Here is a 16930-nt window from a genome sequence, read left to right as displayed (position 1 = left end):
GTGAACTTAGCATATGTTCCGGACTCGTGCAGTGTGAGCCATCCGGGCTTGATCGCCAGCTCGAGCCCGGCGCTGTATTCCGCCGGCGTGCCCTTGTCGCCGAACAGAAACGGGCCGTTGATCTTCTCGATATAGATCTGGCCCTCCTGGATGGGTTCGAAGGCCTAAGCGTACTCCATGAGGCGGCGCGCAGCCTGTTCGGATCGGAGTAGGGGTGGTTGGTCGCGTATTTCATCGGTCGGCGCTAGTGAGCCTCAACTTCTGATCTTCCTTGTAGCTGCTTTTGATTTAATCGAGACGCCGAGTCGTATCGACCTGTTCCGTATGCCATCAAGTGTCCGATCCATAGCCTTCGCAATCTGCTCAAGGGTCTTTCCAGATTCGGCTAGCTCCGATAGGCGACGATCTTCCTTATAGGACCAGCCCTTCCGAATCATCGCAATCCTTCTATTTCCCCTTCGCCTTCAGCCCAAGCTCGCAAGCCGGCGAATCTATACTTTCCAGAACAATCTGTCGGTCGATTTATCCAACCGTCTGTCCCCACCTACCGAGTTTAGGTGACCTACGAGTTCGCCCGTGGGCTTGTAAATCTTCTGGCCTCGGAGGTGGTACAGCCTTTTGCCGGCTAGGTCATAAATTGCGTTTGCCCTGATGTCGGCGACGTACTGTCCGTCGCTGTTGAATATTTTTCCTTCCATCAGATTACTTCTTCTTTGGCAGATCTACACGAGTCTTGCGAAACTCCAGCGGTCCCTTGGGCGAGGGCATGGAAAATGCGAATCGAAACGGTGCTGCCGGGTGGTTCATCGTAACTTGGGCGACGAGCCAATGAAGGGCACTGCTGACGGCAGTAAGCGCAGTCCCGGCATCTCCAAACGATGGCTGAATGCCCTCACTATGGCAGGGTCACATGATTCAGCGGAAGCGGCCAACACTTCCGCCGCTTCAATCAAATCCGCCAGCCAAACGTTGCTGGGACCGGCACTCGGTACGGTACGGCCCATAAAAATACCCATCAGCGCGTCCGATACGCGTCGAAAGCATGAACAACGAAGATGCTGATGCTGAAAATGACACCCGCTGCCGCGACTACCTCGGTCATCCGGCAAAAGCGCCGCAATTCCCCATGGCGGACGATAGGAGTGCGAGAACAGAGCTGCAACCTTGCTGCGCAAAATCGTTAAGGAATGGTTAATGCCGAAGCCGACGAATGGTCTGCGCTGTTCGGCCTTCGGTAGCCTTTGGATTAACCGCGCGGCGTCTTCCAGGATGGCGAGCTGATTGCCCGCCGGGCAGGGAGATTGGATTTCGGTCGACTACTACCAGTCCTCCCCTGGAAACGGACATCGTCAGGGCCGGTCGGCATGTCTCAAAAGTGCCACGAACGGACATGGCTAGCATCTACGTTCGTATCCCCACCAATGTAGAAACTGCGGCCCGATAGGGCTGCAAGCGGATTAGATGGACTCGAGCCGTTTGGGAGCACATCCAATACCGGTTTGCTCCGTTGCAGAATGGCGGGAGATGCGTCCGCCCCTTTCCGAGCGTGTCCTCCACCACCGGGACAAAACTGCCGCACCTCTGCATAGCTCGCCTCGTACTCCACCGAGCCGTCTAGCCCTACTGTGAGCATTCGCTCTGGCACCGTATAGTGCTCGGCTTCGCGTATGACCGCGTGGATGCCCGTAGGCGGACACGTGACGCTGGTCAATGGGCAGAAAGCCCGAGCAGAGCTATCTCGCGGGAACCGACCAAGTACAGGGGCGTTTGACCGGGTGTTGGCTGTTGCCGGACACTAACAGTATTTGACCCAATTGGCCGAGGTGACCACTGCTCCAGAGTTCATCCATCCTGATTCCCGGTCAGACCGTCTGGAGGCGCTGCGAAGCCTCCAGGGTCGCCGTTCTCAATGACGCCGCCGAATACTTCGCGGCGCTGAGGGCCGCACTGCTGCTTGCCGAGCGACAGGTGCACATCATCGGGTGGGATATTCACAGTGAAACAGCGTTGGTCGGACCATCCGGTCGCGTGGACGACGGATTGCCGATCGCGCTAGGTCCGTTCTTCACGGCACTCCTTGAGCTCAAGCCCGCGCTTCAGGTCAACATCCTGATCTGGAATTTTGCGGCGTTGTATGCCGCGGAGCGGGAATGGAACTCCGCCGGCAAGTTCACGGCGGCCGGCCGGGGGCGGATTCACTTCTGTCTGGATTCCAGCCTTCCGCTGGGATCTGCGCAGCATCAGAAGATCGTCGTAATCGATAACGCGGTTGCGTTTTCGGGCGGGCTGGATCTGACGATCCGGCGCTGGGACACCAGCGAGCATCTCGCCGACCACCCGCTGCGCCGGGACCCGCACGGCAGGCCCTATCCGCCATTTCACGATGTCCAGTGCTTGGTGGATGGCGAGGCTGCGGTTGCGCTCGGCCAGATCGTGACGGCGCGATGGGCGGCTGCCGGTTGCCCGCAGGAACCTTGCGAGCCCGTCGAGGGCGATCGCTGGCCCGCATCGGTGCCAGCAGGGGCGAGGCTGATACCGGCTGGGATCGCGAGGACCGAGGTGAAGACCATTGTGAGCAGCGGAGTTGACGAAGTCGCCAGGCTGTTCGAGGCCTCGATCAATACGGCCCGCCGTCTTATCTATATCGAGAACCAATTCACCAGCGCGCCCGAGATTGCGCAGGCACTGGCGCAGCGGTTGGTCGACGCGCCGTCGCTGCAGGTCCTGATCGTTACGCCGACGGCGCATTCATCATGGCTGGAATCGCAGGCCATGCAGGGCGGCCGCGGCGGCTTCATCAGCCCGTTCGTTTCGGCAGGGGTCGCCAACCGGCTGCGCATCGTCTGCCCACGATCAAGTGACGGGAAGTCATCATCGGCAGTGATGGTGCACAGTAAAGTCATGATCGTAGACGATGGCTTTCTCCGGATTGGCTCGGCCAATATCAATAACCGGTCGATGGGCGCGGACACCGAATGCGATCTCGCGTTCGAGGCGGCCTCCGAAGATCACCGGGATTTCATCCGTAGCCTGCGGCGCCGGCTGATCGGACATTTTTGTGGGCTCGGCGAAGATGCCATCGCTGACAAGGAAGATGATCTGCTTGGATTTATCGACCGACATGCGGGAAGCGACGCACGTAGGACGCTGCAACCGATCGATCCGGACGGTGCGCCGCTGCGCGCGGTGACCGACATCATCCAGCCGATCGCGGATCCGAAGCGGCCGCTCAATCTTGAAAACACCGCGCGCCGTATGTGGACCGTGCGGACCGTGTTGGCGGTGGCCGGAACCATGGCCTCGCTCATGGGGCTGGCGTTGGCATGGCAATATACGCGACTCAGCGACTACGCCGACATCGGCTATGTAGCGTCAGTCATCTCGAGGCATGCGCAATCGGCGTTCGCGCCGCTATTCGCGGTGGCCGCGTTCGCGTTGGGCGGGCTGGTTGCATTCCCGGTCATTGTGCTGATCGCCGCGACGGCTGCCGCATTGGGCCCATGGATCGGTGGCTTGAGCGCGACCGCCGGCGTGCTCTTGAGTTCGCTGCTGCTGTTCATGATCGGCCGTTTTCTCGGCCACAAGCGGCTGCAATCGCTGCTCGGTAGGCGCGCCTTACGCGTTCAGCGCCACATCATCGGACAGGGCATGGTCGCGGTGGCGATGATCCGGATGGTTCCGATCGCACCATTTTCGCTCGTCAACCTGCTTGCCGGCGCGAGCCAGTTGCGATTGAGAGATTTCCTGATCGGCACTATTCTCGGCATGGCGCCGGGTATCATCACGATGGCCGCGCTCGGCTCGCAGATCGCGGATTTTGCAAAGAATGCCTCATGGTCGAACGCGCTGTTGCTTGGGCTGACGATCGTGCTTTGGATCTCGGTCTGTCTCGCGGTTCAGTTCGTGGTGACGTGGTGGAGTCGGCGCCGCTCGTGAGCGATACCATCCGCATCATTACATGGAACGTGCACGGCACGTTCAATCTCAATCCGCATTTCGACCTCGACGGCGTCTGCGCGATCATCGAAAAATGGGCGCCCGATATTGTCGCTCTGCAGGAGGTCGATTCGCGTGGGCGCAGCGACGACGTGTTCGGCAAGCTTGCCGACAGCGTCGGCGAACACCGCGTGGAAGCCCGCTCGATCATTGCCGAGGATGGCCACTACGGACAGGTGTTGCTGAGCCGCTGGCCGTTCGCGGCTGAACCGAAGATAACCGACGTTTCCTACCAGGAGCGCGAGCCTCGCCGGGCTATCTCCGCCCGCGTCCGCCTTCCGATCGGCGAGGTGACTGTAATCGCAACCCATTTGGGCCTGAGTATCCACGAGCGCTACGCACAGGCGCGGGCGCTCGTCGACCTGATCGATAAACCCAGAAGTATCGTGCTTGGGGACTTCAACGACTGGTTTTGGGTTAAGTCGGTCCGCCGTGCGCTGGCGTCGCACTGCCCGGTGCGAACGCGATTGCGCACGTTTCCGTCCCGGTTTCCCGTTCTGCGGCTCGACCGCATCTACACCACGCCGGGCGGAAAGATCCTCAAGGCATGGGCCGACCATGAGGCGAGGTCGTACTCAGATCATCTGCCGGTGGTGGCGGATATCGCCTTTGAGAATGTGCGGGACGGAGACCGGTAGTCCCGAGGTGTTAAACCAAGAGCTTTCGACATTGTGAACTGCAGCGCAACGCCCACGATTCGGAGCGTCGACGCGCTAGGTATCCTCAGGAAGCCTGAAATCCACGTCGGGAATGGACCGATTTAGCCGACCGAAGCGCTTTGGCACGCCAATTTCTGAAGCGCTGCATCCTCAATCTAACAAAACACGATGCAGCGACTCTGCAAATTCGGTAAGTGGATGCGACCGGCAGGCCAGCATATGGCTGGGACCGTCGTTGAGCGCGTTCGCGGAGCCCCACATGAGGTCCGAGTTGGGTCTTGGCCGTGTAAAAACACCCTTCCAAGGAAGTCGGTGAGAGGCTGCTTGAATACCTGATCCGAAACAGAGAGCGCGTCGTCAGCAAGGACGACCTCATCAACGCCGTTTGGAAGGGTCGCATCGTCTCGGATGCTGCGCTGACGACTCGCCTGAATGCTGCCCGGAGTGCAATCGGCGACACGGGTGAGAAACAGCACTTAATCAAAACATTGCCGCGCAAAGGTTTCCGCTTCGTTGGTGCCGTGCAGGAAGCCCGGAGGCTCCCAAATGAGATAGTTGGCCCAGTCGAGCGAACCGGCGACACGCCGCCGCGCCTATCCATCGTCGTGCTACCCTTCGCGAACCTGAGCGGTGATCGTGAGCAGGACTATTTCGTGGATGGCGTAACCGAGAGTTTGACCACAGACTTGTCAGCATCGCTGGTTCATTTGTAATCGCACGGAACAGCGCCGTCTCATACAAGGGTAGAGCAGTCGATGTACGGCAAGTCGGCCGCGAATTAAGCGTTCGCTACGTGCTGGAAGGTTCAGTGCAACGCAGCGGCAAGCGGCTTCGGATGAACGTGCAGTTGATCGATGCTAATAGCGGCCAGCATCTTTGGGCCGAGCGTTGCCTGAGCCAGAGGCCGCCTTTTGCTGGCGGCCTCTTCACGCTCTGTTTTTTTTACCTATCGAGCCTGGCGTGAACGATCCCCATCATTGACGGACATTGGAAAAGGGGCTCGGTTTTGATCATCGATGGGCCGTGGAGCAGGTAACGTTTCGTCTCACAGTGGGGTTCCTCTTCCTCGATGGCGCCGTCATCGTGATTCGAGCGTTTCACTTATGATGGCGTCGACCTCGCGTTGCATCGCCAGCAGTTTCTGGTTGGATTCCGCGGTGCGCAATCCGCAAGCTCCTTTACTTTAGTCTTAGCCAGGATTGGCGGCGGCAAATCTTCGCCTGCCGTAAGCGAACTGTCCAACGATCGCCATGAACGCCGGCGAGTTTGGGCCGGCGAACCAATCGGAACACCATGTCCTCCAGCTCAAACACCATTATCGCTAAGAAAGCTTACACCACGGCCGAGGCGGATTTTGCCACTTGGCTCATGATGGCCAAGCTCGGTGGTTTCGATGACCTTCCGTCAAACGCACAGAGCTTTCTGACTAACTATCGAACTCGACTCGAGACGATGAGCGAGGCTGATTCCACGGCCCTGGCGGTTCGTGAGGTCTACAGCGCTTATTACAGCGAGATGGGTGGCGTGGGCGCGGCACCCGAACCAAAGGCTCGCACACCGACGACACAGGATAAAGTTGTGCGGTTCCAGAGAGGGCCTAAACCTCAGCCCGCTCTATCGGCTGCGCGCCAATCGACCACCCCAATGATCCGAAAATCCCTCTCGGCGCTGCTGATTTTCGCGAGCATAGGCGCTCTGATTGTCGCATATAGATTCTTGACGCAGTAACACCGCCGGCAGATTGTATGCGACTTCCGCTTTTCCCTCGATAGCTGCCAAATAGCAGACATCGTGCGACTTCGCATTTGGGCCAACAACGGCCAATTCAGCAACGCGCTTGTCGTCGCTTAACTTTAGAACATTTCGTAGTTCGCTCGCTAGGAGCAGAAACGTTCATTCGAACCGGCGCTCACCGCTCTAATAAATCGCCGCGAGCGCGGCAGACCGATTAGGTTTCCACAATCGTCGATATCCTATAATCTTCGTGCGTCAATCAAGCCTGACGCGTGTCAAAAGGGAGCTGCGGCTGAACATGCATGGGATGAAAGCGATCGCGATCATAGCGGTCCTGCTCTTGGTCGTGGTGAACGCACTGGAATTGCTGCCGGCAGCGAGGGCATTCCAAATGTATCTATCGGGTGGGGCGGTGGCGCTGAGCCTTATCGCGTTGATAGCGATCCTGGTCGGGCGCGGCCCGTCACGGGATAACCGAAGTGCTGGCGCTGAGGCGGCCCGACCGATGCCTGTTACGGCTCGCGCAAACCAGGCAGACGCCGAGATTGTCAGTTTTTTGGCGATGCTGCAGGCAAGGGGCCGGCTAGTCGATTTTCTGATGGACGACATCAACGCGCATAACGACGCACAGGTCGGAGCCGCCGCTCGCGTGGTCCATGCCGGATGCAAGACCGTCCTGCTGGAGTACTTCCGGATCTCCCCCGTGCGCGCAGAGAGCGAGGGATCGTTGGTGCAGGTCGTCGCTGGCTATTCGCCGGATGAGTACCGACTGGTGGGCAAGATCAGCGGCCAGGCCCCGTTCTCGGGGGTGCTTGTCCATCACGGCTGGAAAACGGATGCGGTGAACCTGCCACGGGTTTTTCGGAGCTCGACCCATCGACTTCCAGCAATCGCTCCGGCGGAAGTGGAACTGAGATAAGCGGGCTCGCGTCGGCCGGCTCCCGGAATGTAAAACCGGTGCTTTCCACCACGCGCGCTTATTGACGCAAACGCGAATTGTCAGCACGACAACCAGGACAACCTCCCCATGAGCGCTCGTTTCAGTCTTGCTATCGACCTCGGCACTAGCAACAGCGCAATCGCGATCGCCGACCTCGAGAGTGGTGAGACCAGGATTATCGAGATCGCGCAGAACCTGGAACTAAGTCAAATCGGCGAAATGCCGACACTGCCGTCCGCCGTTTACATCCCGCACTCTGATGAGTTCCCAGAGAGTTCGTTTCCTCTGCCCTGGAGCGATGCCGGGGAGCGCACGATCATTGGCCAGTTCGCGCGCGAGCGGGGGGCACTCGTGCCTGATCGCGTCGCGACCTCCGCCAAATCCTGGCTGTCCAACCCCCATGTCGACCCGAAGCAGCGGATCCTGCCCTGGGGATCCGACATCGCGGAAGAGAAGCTCTCGCCGTTCGAATGCTCACGCCTTTACATCCAACATCTCAGGGACGCATTCCTGCACTCCGAACGCGCGCAAGGGAGGGATTGTGACCTCTCGGAAGGCGAGATCGTTGTAACCGTTCCTGCCTCGTTCGATGAGGTCGCAAGAAGCCTCACCGCCGAGGCCGCCAAGGCGGCGGGTCTTGGGGACGTCACATTGCTGGAGGAGCCGCAGGCTGCATTCTACGCCTGGATGGCGCAGACGCGCACAGAATGGCGAAACCTGATTGCTGATGGCGACATCGTGCTGGTCTGCGATGTCGGTGGCGGGACAGCCGATTTCAGCTTGATCGCGGTCACAGATGCCGAAGGCCGCCTGGAACTGGAGCGCGTCAGCGTCGGCGAGCACATTCTGCTGGGGGGCGACAATATGGATTTGGCGCTCGCATATGCGCTGAACGCAAAGCTCGAGGCCGCGGGCAAACGGCTGGACTCCTGGCAGTTCCTGGCGCTCGTGCATGCCGCCTCCAAAGCCAAGATCGGCCTGTTTGACGATGGCCGGCTGGCGCAGGCGCCAATCGCGGTCCCCTCGCGCGGCTCCAGCCTGTTTGCCAAAACTGTCTCAACGGCTCTCGATCGCGAGACGCTGGAGCAAGTTGTTGTCGACGGTTTTTTCGCCAGAACCAGCGTTGACGACCTGCCGCACGAGAGCCGTACGGGAGGGCTGCAGGAATTCGGTCTTCCCTATGCTTCCGATCCGGTCGTCAGCAAGCATATCGCGCGGTTTCTCGCTCAGAGCCTGCAGAACGTGAAGTCAAGCGAAAAGCTTGCCGCTCTGGTGGGAGCATCGGCAGGCACGCAGATTCTGATGCCGACCGCGGTCTTGTTCAATGGGGGCGTTTTCAAGGCCGCGCCAATCCGGGCCCGGGTGCTTGATCTGCTGGCGTCCTGGAATGGGGGCCAGCCAGTCCGCGAATTGCAGGGCTTTGAGCCAGACCTCGCCGTCGCACGCGGCGGCGCGATCTACGGACGTCTCCGCGCCACTGGCAAAGGCATGCGCATCAAGGCCGGCGCGGCGCGCTCCTATTACATCGGCCTGGAAACGTCGATGCCCTCCATTCCAGGCTACAAGCCGCCGCTGAAGGCATTGTGCGTTGTTCCGCAGGGGATGCAGGAAGGCACGGAACTGCTGATCGAAGGACGCGAGTTCGGCCTAGTCACCGGCCGCACGGCCGAGTTTCGGTTTTTCTCTTCCTCGGTACGAAGCGGCGATACGCCGGGACAGATACTTCCCGACGCAGAGCGTGAGCTTGACGACGCTGGCCTGCTTGAAGTCGCGATCCCGGCACAGGACGTCCCGGTGGGGCAGGCGGTGCCGGTCCTCGTCAGCCCCGTCGTCACCGAACTTGGCATCCTTGAGCTTTGGATGAGGCACACGAACTCCGATCGCCGATGGAAAGTTGAGTTCCAGGTCCGCACGGAATAGGGGCCGGGCCGCCCTCTGGAGGTAATTCTTGACGAAAGACCGCGCCCGCTTCGCCATTGGTATTGATCTCGGCACGACCAATTCCGCACTCGCATTTGCGCCACTGGTTGGCGAGGGAACGCCAGAGGTCCTTCTCGTCCCGCAATGGGAGGGCCTGGCGCGTCTGACCGAGAAGCAAACGCTACCTTGTTTCCTGTACCTGCCAGAGGAAGCGGTCGCAGCATACTTGCGCGGTGAGGAGGTCGGGGCCGGGCAATGGATCGTCGGCGTTTTTGCGCGCATGAAGGCAAGCGAAGCGCCCGGACGGGTCGTCCACTCCGCGAAGTCGTGGCTATGTCATCACGCCGCCGACCGGTCGGCACCCTTTCTGCCATGGGGATCAAAGGTTCTGGCACGTGAGCAGAAAATCTCACCGGTACGCGCGTCGGCACTGATTCTGAACTATCTGCGGGGGACCTGGAACAGCCGGTTTGCCCAGGCCGGGTTTGCGTTCGATGATCAGGACATCACGGTTACCGTCCCGGCTTCCTTCGATGCGGCGGCGCAGCGGCTGACGATTACCGCCGCCGAGGAAGCGGGCTTCCCCGGCGATGTGCGATTGCTCGAAGAGCCGCAGGCTGCGTTTTATTGCTGGCTGGAAAGCCACGACCCAGCGCGCGAATTATGGCAGCGGCCCGACAACGGCGATGCCGGGCTGCGACACGTGCTGGTCATCGATATCGGCGGCGGCACCTCGGATTTCAGCATTTTTGAAGTTCGCCTGAACGCGCAAACGCCGGACCCTGACATCAAGCGTGTCGCGGTGAGCGAGCATACGCTGCTCGGCGGCGACAATATCGACCTTGCCGTCGCCCAATTCCTAGAGCCGCAGCTTGCCGGGGCGGGCGGCCGGCTTTCCGGCCCGCAATGGGATCAGCTCGTCGCCGCCTGCCGTCATCTGAAAGAGCACGCGCTGGCCGCTACAGGGCCACCGGATGAGCGGTTCGTTGTCGCACTGGCCGGTCGCGGGTCGGGGATGGTCGGCGGCTCGCAGACGGCGACGGTGATGCGGGCGGAAATCGAGAGCCTCTTGCTGGACGGATTTTTTCCCTTCTGCGACGCGGCGGCGCGGCCTTACCGGACGCACGCGGCATTGAGGGAATGGGGTCTTCCTTATCCTTCCGACAGCGCGATAACCCGACATCTTGCCGAATTCCTCAACGATCGCCCGCGCATTGATGCCGTCCTGTTCAACGGCGGATCCGTCCGACCGCCGCTCCTGCGGCAAAGACTCCGCGAGCAGATCGGAGGCTGGCAGGACGGCTTCGTACCGCAGGTTCTGGAGAACGAGGAGCCGGATCTGGCGGTGGCGCGCGGAGCCGCGCGATTTGGTGCTCTCCTCCACCACCGTTCGGGTCGCATCGCCGCTGGGGCTGCCGCTGCGATCTTTCTCGAAGTGGAGGGGATACAGGCAACGGATCGCCACACAGTGCGTCCACCCCTAGTATGCGTTCTTCCTCAGGGTGCAGGGCCGTCACAGCTTTTTGAGATCGCTGATCTTGGGCTTAAGCTCCGCACCGATCAGCTGGTGCGCTTCCAGGCTTATTCCTCAACCCGGAAGAGCGTCAGCCGGGCCGGAGACATCGTTTCATGGTCCGAAGGCGAATTTCACCCGTTGCCCCCGCTCCAGACCATCGTCAGGACGGCTGAGCTAGCCGGCCCGGAAGCGGGCGGGATGTTGCCCGTCGGTCTGACGGCGCGGATGAACGCACTGGGGCTGCTCCACATCTCGTGCGTCAGCGCCGATCCCGCCGTCCAGCAGTCCTGGCCGCTGGAATTCAACATGCGCGAGCACGTCCAAGGCGTCGCGGGCGCGTCCGGTGCGGGGCAGGCGCGGGAGGCAAACGCTCCGATTGAACCGAACGCTTCAGCGGACGCGCTGGAAACGGCACGCAGGCAGATCGGGATCGTGTTCACCCAGCCTGCCAATAACAGCAAAAAGAACAAGATTACTGCTGCCAAGATCCTCAAGGGTATGGAGCACATCCTCGCGTCCCCCAGAAGTGAATGGAACGGGCCCCTGCTGCGCGCCCTTTGGCCTGCGCTCGAGGAGCGGCGGGACGACAGACGACGTTCGGCGGACCACGAAGAGGCATGGCTCATCATGGCTGGATTCCTGCTGCGCCCGGGCTTCGGCGTTGTCCGGGACGACCTTCGTATCGATGCCCTGTGGCGGGTACACGATGATGGCCCGTGTTTTCCGGGTCGGCGCATCAAGAGTCAGGAATACATCCTCTGGCGCCGGGTGGCGGGCGGGCTCACGCGCGAACGCCAGACCAGGCTTATGGCCGGAGAGATCGACAGGATCCGCAGCGGCAGGGCGCCGGACGAACTCGTGCGCCTGGCGGGATCCCTGGAACTGATCCACCACGACACCAAGGCGGAACTGGTGCGTTGCTTCTGCGACATGGCGGTGACGCTTGCACGGGACAAGCGGCACTGCGCTCCTTATCTTGCGGCGCTCGGGCTCCTGCTCAACCGAACTCCGCTCTACGCCGGGCCGGAGACTGTCGTCTCGCCCGATCTCGTCGAGCACGCGTATCAAGCTTTTCAACGCTTCGATTGGACTACGCCGGAGCTGCTCGACCTTCAGATTCTGTTCCTCCGGGCCGCGCGCGTCGTCGACGATCGGAGCCTGGATCTACCCATGCCTTTGCGCGGCCTGATTGCCAGCAAGCTGGAGAAATCCGGCGTCCCTGCGCTGCAGACCGCAAAAATCAAAGGGTTCGTTCCGATCGGACGATCCGACCGGGCCAGTCTATACGACGAGTCACTCCCTCCCGGTCTGATCCTGATCGAATAGACATGCGCGAGGCCCGCGCCGCTAGCAACCATGCCGCCGCCGCGCCGCCGCGAAGCGTGATGAAGTCGCAAGCACTGTCGCCGTCGCAGCGGTTTAACGTAATTTAATGTTTCTACTAGTTTGACGCGCCGCATATCGGACATCCCGTGTTTGTTGCGATGGTTCGGCTTCGGGTCTTGGCTGTGTGAAAACGCGAAGACGCTCAATCGCGATAGAAGAAGTTATTCGTCCAAAACCGTTTTAGTCGCTCAACGCGCAAGCGGATTCAACTTGGAGATCGAACTGAAGAATCATTCTTCGTCGCGTTTCGATTTTTGAGTTTTTACACAGCCAGGGTCATGTGTGGACGACGCCCGCGTTGCAAAAGCGGCTTCATCCCGCGCATGTACTTTGCGCGGTCACGTTAATGCGCAGACGATGTCCAGCTTAGGTGAGTGATTCGCCCCAAAAATCCTAGCAGGCGGAGAATTGCCTCGCGTGCTACCCGGGTGTTACCCCGGTTAGTTAATAGGGGACAAGTAGCTCTGCTAAATAGTTGAGATTGTTGGCGCACCCGACACGATTCGAACGTGTGACCTTTGCCTTCGGAGGCAACGCTAAGCGACCGCCTGAAATAGCAATTTGAGATGGTTGCGTGTCCCCGATTTGAATCTATCAAATCGATGGCGTTGTGCGCGGATCCCTTCGACCGCCGATCTCATCATGGTGCGCAACGCGGTGAAAGCAACCGCGGTGCGATGCCGAAAGAATCAAACTCTTCGGCTCCGTTGATCCTTATCGCTTTACGATGCTGCCGATACGGATGTCATCGTAATGGATCAGCTAGGTCACTTGATCGGCGTCGGGATCGCGGTGGCAACGCGAGAGGGTATGCCATGGCGGAGCGATTTTCGTCAAACTGCCAAAGCGAGGTGCCCCTATTGTGCCCCAGCTTTTTTGGGGCACGCATCTGGGGAAACAATTCTCTAAATCATTGATTTTAAAGGCCTGGTGGTGGACGCACAAGGGATCGAACCTTGGACCTCTCCCGTGTGAAGGGAACGCTCTCCCGCTGAGCTATGCGTCCGGGAAATCTGGGCGAACAATGAGCCCGTCAGAGCCCGCGATTTACGAAGTAGGGGCCCCTGGTGTCAAGCGATCAGTCGGGCCGCAATCTCGCGATTTCGCGTTGGCTAAGGCGAATTACGCCCCTTGCTGGCGGGCCCGCGAAGCGTGCGATTGCAGCGCGCGGATGCGTTCGGCCAGCGTCCCGCCGCCTTCGGAGATGGGGGCGGTGCCGGCAATGTCATTGGCGGGCTTGGCCGGGGTTCTCGGCACGTCCGGTTCCGCGGCCAGCATCGCTTCGATCGCCGAATTCGGGCCCTCCAGCTGCATGGCGAGTTTGGCGACCTCGGCGGCGATGTCATTGATGCGCTCGCGCAGCAGCGCGTTTTCCATCCGCTCGGTCTGCCAGGAGCTTTCGGCCTGCTGCTGGATCGCGTTGATGTCACGCTGCAGTTTTGCGCGCTCGTCGCGGGCGACACGAAGCTGCTCCTCGACCGCGGCTTTCTCAGCTCGCAGTTTCTCGACGACCGGCGATTTGCCGCCGCCCGTCGCCGCGATCTCCTCGCGCAGTTCGCGCGCGGCGCGTTCGGTGTTTTCGTTGACCTGCCTGAGCTGGTTGTTTTCGTATTCGCGTTCGGCCAGGATCTTGCCTTGTGTCGCCAGCCGCACTTCGAGATCGTTGACGCGGTTGCCGAGCATCTCGGCCTCCTTGACCTGGACGATCAATTGCCGGTCGAGGTCGGTGACGCGCTGGCTCAAATTTTCGACGCGGCTGCGCGCTTCGCTCAGTTCGTACGTCGCGCGCTCGGAGTCGGCGCGCTCCTGGGCGAGGCGCGCCTGCGTCGTCGAAAATTCCTTTTCGGCGTCGCCGACGCGGCCCTTCAATTCATCGATCTGCGTGCGCACCGCGACCAGCTCGACCTGGCGGCTGTCCGCCGTCATCGAACGATCATTCAATTCGTCATTGATCCTGGCGAGCTCGCCCCGTTTGTCGGTCAGCGCCTGTTCGGCGTTGCGCAACAGTTCGGTCTTGGCCGCGAATTCCTCTTCGGTGGCGCGCAACTGCTCCTTCACCGCCTTCTCGCGCGCCTCGAGCGAAAAGATCGTGGCGTTCTTTTCGCCGAGCTCGATCTTCATGCGGTTGATCGCGTCGCTCTTCTTGCCGAGTTCGGCGAGCTGGCTCGTGGTCTTGTTCTTGAGCTGCTCGACGTTCATTTCGAGCCGTCGCGCCGACATCGCGAATTCCGCGCGCAACTGGTCCTTGTCGGCCTGGATCTCGGCCATCGACAGCGGGGTTGCCGCCTCGAGCCGCCGCGTCGTCAGCCGCACCGCGCGGTTATGCACCAGCGGCACGATCATCAGACCGAACAGCATGGAGACCAGAAAACCGATCGCCAGATACATGATCGGCTCGATCATGGGTTACTCCACACAGACAAGGATTCGTTAATCACATTGCCACGCCCGGCTGGGCTTACGCCAGCCCATTGCCGCGTTAACCTGAATCGGCGGGACGAGATGCGTGTGGATATCCGACAACGGCTCAGAACGGGTTCCAGGTCGCGCGCGGGGTAAATTTGAGATAGCCGACATTGGCGCCGAGCCGCAGGCCGATGCCGGAGCGGATCGGCACCAGCACGATGTTGTTGGCGGTCAGCGCGGTCATGCCGAAGCCGCCGACGATATAGGCGGAGCCGTCGATGCCGACGAAGCGCTGATAGATCGCGTTGGTGGCGGGCAGGTTGTAGACCAGCGTCATGGTGCGCGCGCCATCGCCGCCCCAGTCGAAGCCGACCGACGGTCCCTGCCAGTACACCCGCAGGTCGCCGGCATTCTTGGTGTAGAGCGTGCCTTCGCCATACCGCAGGCCTGCCACAAAAGCGCCCGAGCCTTCCTCGCCGAGCACGTAGCCGTTGGGAAGTCCCCACTGGCTGACCGCGCGCTCGATGATGGATGCGAGCCCGCGCGAGACGTTGCCGAAGAATTTATGCCCGGCCGAAACCAGTTCGCCAGGTTCGAACGTGTCCGGCCCCTGCTGGCGTTGCGGTGGCGGCACCGGCGCAGGCTGCTGGTATTGCTGCTGCGGCGGTGGCTGCTGGTATTGCTGCTGCGGCGGTGGCAACGGCGCCGGCTGCACCTGCTGTGCGGAAGCCGGTACGGTCCAGCACATCAGCGCGGCAAACGTCACCGCGGCAAAGCGTGAAGCAAACGTCATGAAAGAACCCCTGGCATCGAAATTCTGGCCGCCGCCTTAACCTGACGCCAACAGCATGGCTCTAGGTTGCGCCCAGTGTCCCCTCGACTCGCATGTTATCGGCACCAACTATGACGGCACAACGGCAGGAAAGATACGGTTCGCGCCCCGGAATAGCCCTTTTTGCCTTATTGGCGAGCTTTTTTGCTGCACTCAGCCTTGATTCTGCCGCGTCGGCCGCGACCACCGAGCGGGTGGTGGTGAGCCGATATTCCGGACTCGCCATCGAGGGCTTCGATCCCGTCGCCTATTTCACGGAATCCATGGCAGCCCTGGGGTTGCCCGACTTCGAAGCCCGCGAATCCGGCGCCGTCTGGCGTTTCCGCAACCAGGGCAACCGCGCCTCTTTCGTGGCGCATCCGGAGATCTACGGGCCCCAGTTCGGCGGCTATGACCCGGTCGACCTGGGACGAGGGGTGACCTATGCGGGCAACCCGCGCTTTTGGGTGGTCGCTGGCCAGCGGCTCTATCTGTTCGGCCGCGAGGAAAACCGCGATGCGTTCGCCGCCGAGCCGGCACGTTTCCTGAAAGACGCCACCGCGCGCTGGCCGGCGCTGGAGCAAGGGCTGGCGCGGTAGATTGCGAGCTGCCCGCAGCCCGGGCTGCGGATTTCGCTAGGATGCCGCGCGCGGATCGCCCCAGGCGATGAATTCCGGAACGATGAAGTCCTTCCGCCCGGAGCCAAAAACCAGCGCCGCACCATTTGAATCCGTAATCCGGCCGCCGGCGGCCGTAACGACCGCATGGCCTGCCGCGACGTCCCATTCCGAAGTCGGCGACAGCCGGGGATAGATATCGACCGCGCCTTCGGCCACCCGGCCGAATTTTACGGCCGAGCCGAGTTCGCAGCGGACCGCGCCGGGCCGTGCCGCAATGAAGGCTTCGGTCCTGGCATCGCCATGCGAGCGGCTGACCGCGACCGTCCACGGCTGGCCGCGCGGCGGGCAAAGGTGGCTGCGAATCGGCTCGATCACCGGTTTGCCCTGGCCAAGCGTCAGCCGTTCCGCGCCGCGACCGACAATGCCGCGCCAGATCAGCCCGAGCGCGGGCGCGCCGATAATGCCGAGCAGCGGTGTTCCCTGGGTCACCAGCGCCAGATTGACGGTGAATTCGTTGCGGCCGGCGACGAATTCCTTGGTGCCGTCCAGCGGGTCGATCAGGAAGAAGCTTTCCGTATGGGGCAGCGTGGCCTGCTTGGCGCGCTCTTCCGACAGCGCCGCTATGTCGGGCGCCACCTGGGCCAGGCCCTCGGCGATGATTCGATCGGCCGCCAGGTCGGCCTCGGTTACCGGCGAGCCGTCGGTCTTGCCGTCGACCTTCATGGCGGAACGGTTGACGGCGAGGATGGCCGCACCCGCCCGAATCACGATGTCGGTCAGCGGTTCGATCAGCGCCGCGGCGGCATCACGGTCGAGTGGACGTGCCTCATTCATGGCTTAAGCCTATTTGCTGTTCGTCTGCCTTACCATTGCCGCCCCGTGCTGGCAGCAGGGGGCTGCACAGTGTATCAAACCGATAAGCACGCGTGATTCGTAACTGCC

The 16930-nt window shown here is 61.2% G+C and carries 10 protein-coding genes, 1 tRNA gene and 1 pseudogene; 8 read left to right on the top strand and 4 right to left on the bottom strand.

All coding sequences use genetic code 11. The features are described from left to right. Window positions 1–2028 precede the first annotated feature (2028 nt). The 7 genes and pseudogenes from ACVWVY_RS00415 to ACVWVY_RS00385 all read left to right on the top strand — a co-directional run bounded on the left by ACVWVY_RS00415 (window position 2029) and on the right by ACVWVY_RS00385 (window position 12091). Window positions 2029–3936 carry a VTT domain-containing protein gene (locus ACVWVY_RS00415; protein WP_456624553.1) on the top strand — a complete coding sequence of 636 codons (1908 nt, stop codon included), beginning with the start codon at window positions 2029–2031 and terminating at the stop codon, window positions 3934–3936. Then, window positions 3933–4634, top strand: coding sequence for an endonuclease/exonuclease/phosphatase family protein (locus tag ACVWVY_RS00410; protein ID WP_456624552.1), 702 nt, complete (start codon window positions 3933–3935; stop codon window positions 4632–4634). The genes ACVWVY_RS00415 and ACVWVY_RS00410 overlap by 4 nt, the downstream gene beginning before the upstream one ends. Window positions 4635–4975: 341 nt before the next feature. Continuing rightward, window positions 4976–5544 (top strand): annotated as a pseudogene (locus tag ACVWVY_RS00405) (winged helix-turn-helix domain-containing protein); the annotation flags it as partial. A 404-nt stretch (window positions 5545–5948) separates the two neighbouring features. Then, window positions 5949–6383 carry a hypothetical protein gene (locus ACVWVY_RS00400; RefSeq protein ID WP_456624551.1) on the top strand — a complete coding sequence of 145 codons (435 nt, stop codon included), beginning with the start codon at window positions 5949–5951 and terminating at the stop codon, window positions 6381–6383. A 313-nt stretch (window positions 6384–6696) separates the two neighbouring features. Next, window positions 6697–7308, top strand: a complete 612-nt coding sequence (locus ACVWVY_RS00395) for a DUF2760 domain-containing protein (RefSeq protein WP_456624550.1) — start codon at window positions 6697–6699, stop codon at window positions 7306–7308. A gap of 108 nt (window positions 7309–7416) precedes the next feature. Continuing rightward, window positions 7417–9249, top strand: a complete 1833-nt coding sequence (locus ACVWVY_RS00390) for an Hsp70 family protein (protein ID WP_456624549.1) — start codon at window positions 7417–7419, stop codon at window positions 9247–9249. 28 nt (window positions 9250–9277) lie between these two features. Next, window positions 9278–12091 carry an Hsp70 family protein gene (locus ACVWVY_RS00385; RefSeq protein ID WP_456624548.1) on the top strand — a complete coding sequence of 938 codons (2814 nt, stop codon included), beginning with the start codon at window positions 9278–9280 and terminating at the stop codon, window positions 12089–12091. Window positions 12092–13082: 991 nt separating this feature from the next. On the opposite strand, the gene ACVWVY_RS00380 is transcribed toward ACVWVY_RS00385, so the two are convergent. The 3 genes from ACVWVY_RS00380 to ACVWVY_RS00370 all read right to left on the bottom strand — a co-directional run bounded on the left by ACVWVY_RS00380 (window position 13083) and on the right by ACVWVY_RS00370 (window position 15350). Further along, window positions 13083–13157 (bottom strand) — tRNA-Val (locus ACVWVY_RS00380). A 116-nt stretch (window positions 13158–13273) separates the two neighbouring features. After that, window positions 13274–14554, bottom strand: a complete 1281-nt coding sequence (locus tag ACVWVY_RS00375; protein ID WP_456624547.1) for a hypothetical protein — start codon at window positions 14552–14554, stop codon at window positions 13274–13276. Between the two features lie 124 nt (window positions 14555–14678). Next, a complete protein-coding gene (locus ACVWVY_RS00370) occupies window positions 14679–15350 on the bottom strand; it encodes a DUF1134 domain-containing protein (protein ID WP_456624546.1) in 672 nt (223 codons plus the stop codon). Between the two features lie 110 nt (window positions 15351–15460). Between ACVWVY_RS00370 and ACVWVY_RS00365 the strand changes: the two genes are divergently transcribed. Further along, window positions 15461–15967, top strand: coding sequence for a YHS domain-containing (seleno)protein (locus ACVWVY_RS00365; RefSeq protein WP_456624545.1), 507 nt, complete (start codon window positions 15461–15463; stop codon window positions 15965–15967). Between the two features lie 36 nt (window positions 15968–16003). Here ACVWVY_RS00365 and cysQ read toward each other — a convergent pair whose 3' ends face one another. Then, window positions 16004–16822: a 3'(2'),5'-bisphosphate nucleotidase CysQ gene (gene cysQ, locus ACVWVY_RS00360; RefSeq protein ID WP_456624544.1), complete on the bottom strand. Its 819-nt coding sequence runs from the start codon at window positions 16820–16822 to the stop codon at window positions 16004–16006. Window positions 16823–16930 lie beyond the last annotated feature (108 nt).

The organism is Bradyrhizobium sp. URHC0002, assembly GCF_054059515.1.
Note: the sequence above shows the minus strand (reverse complement) of the source record. Positions and strands in the feature narration are given on the sequence as shown.

Bases quoted from the DNA above. Each gene is read 5' to 3' on its own strand.
- ACVWVY_RS00395 (WP_456624550.1), top strand. From the start codon at position 6,697: ATGAAAGCGATCGCGATCATAGCGGTCCTGCTCTTGGTCGTGGTGAAC.
- ACVWVY_RS00375 (WP_456624547.1), bottom strand. From the start codon at position 14,554: ATGATCGAGCCGATCATGTATCTGGCGATCGGTTTTCTGGTCTCCATG.
- ACVWVY_RS00390 (WP_456624549.1), top strand. From the start codon at position 7,417: ATGAGCGCTCGTTTCAGTCTTGCTATCGACCTCGGCACTAGCAACAGC.
- ACVWVY_RS00365 (WP_456624545.1), top strand. From the start codon at position 15,461: ATGACGGCACAACGGCAGGAAAGATACGGTTCGCGCCCCGGAATAGCC.
- ACVWVY_RS00370 (WP_456624546.1), bottom strand. From the start codon at position 15,350: ATGACGTTTGCTTCACGCTTTGCCGCGGTGACGTTTGCCGCGCTGATG.
- ACVWVY_RS00400 (WP_456624551.1), top strand. From the start codon at position 5,949: ATGTCCTCCAGCTCAAACACCATTATCGCTAAGAAAGCTTACACCACG.
- cysQ (WP_456624544.1), bottom strand. From the start codon at position 16,822: ATGAATGAGGCACGTCCACTCGACCGTGATGCCGCCGCGGCGCTGATC.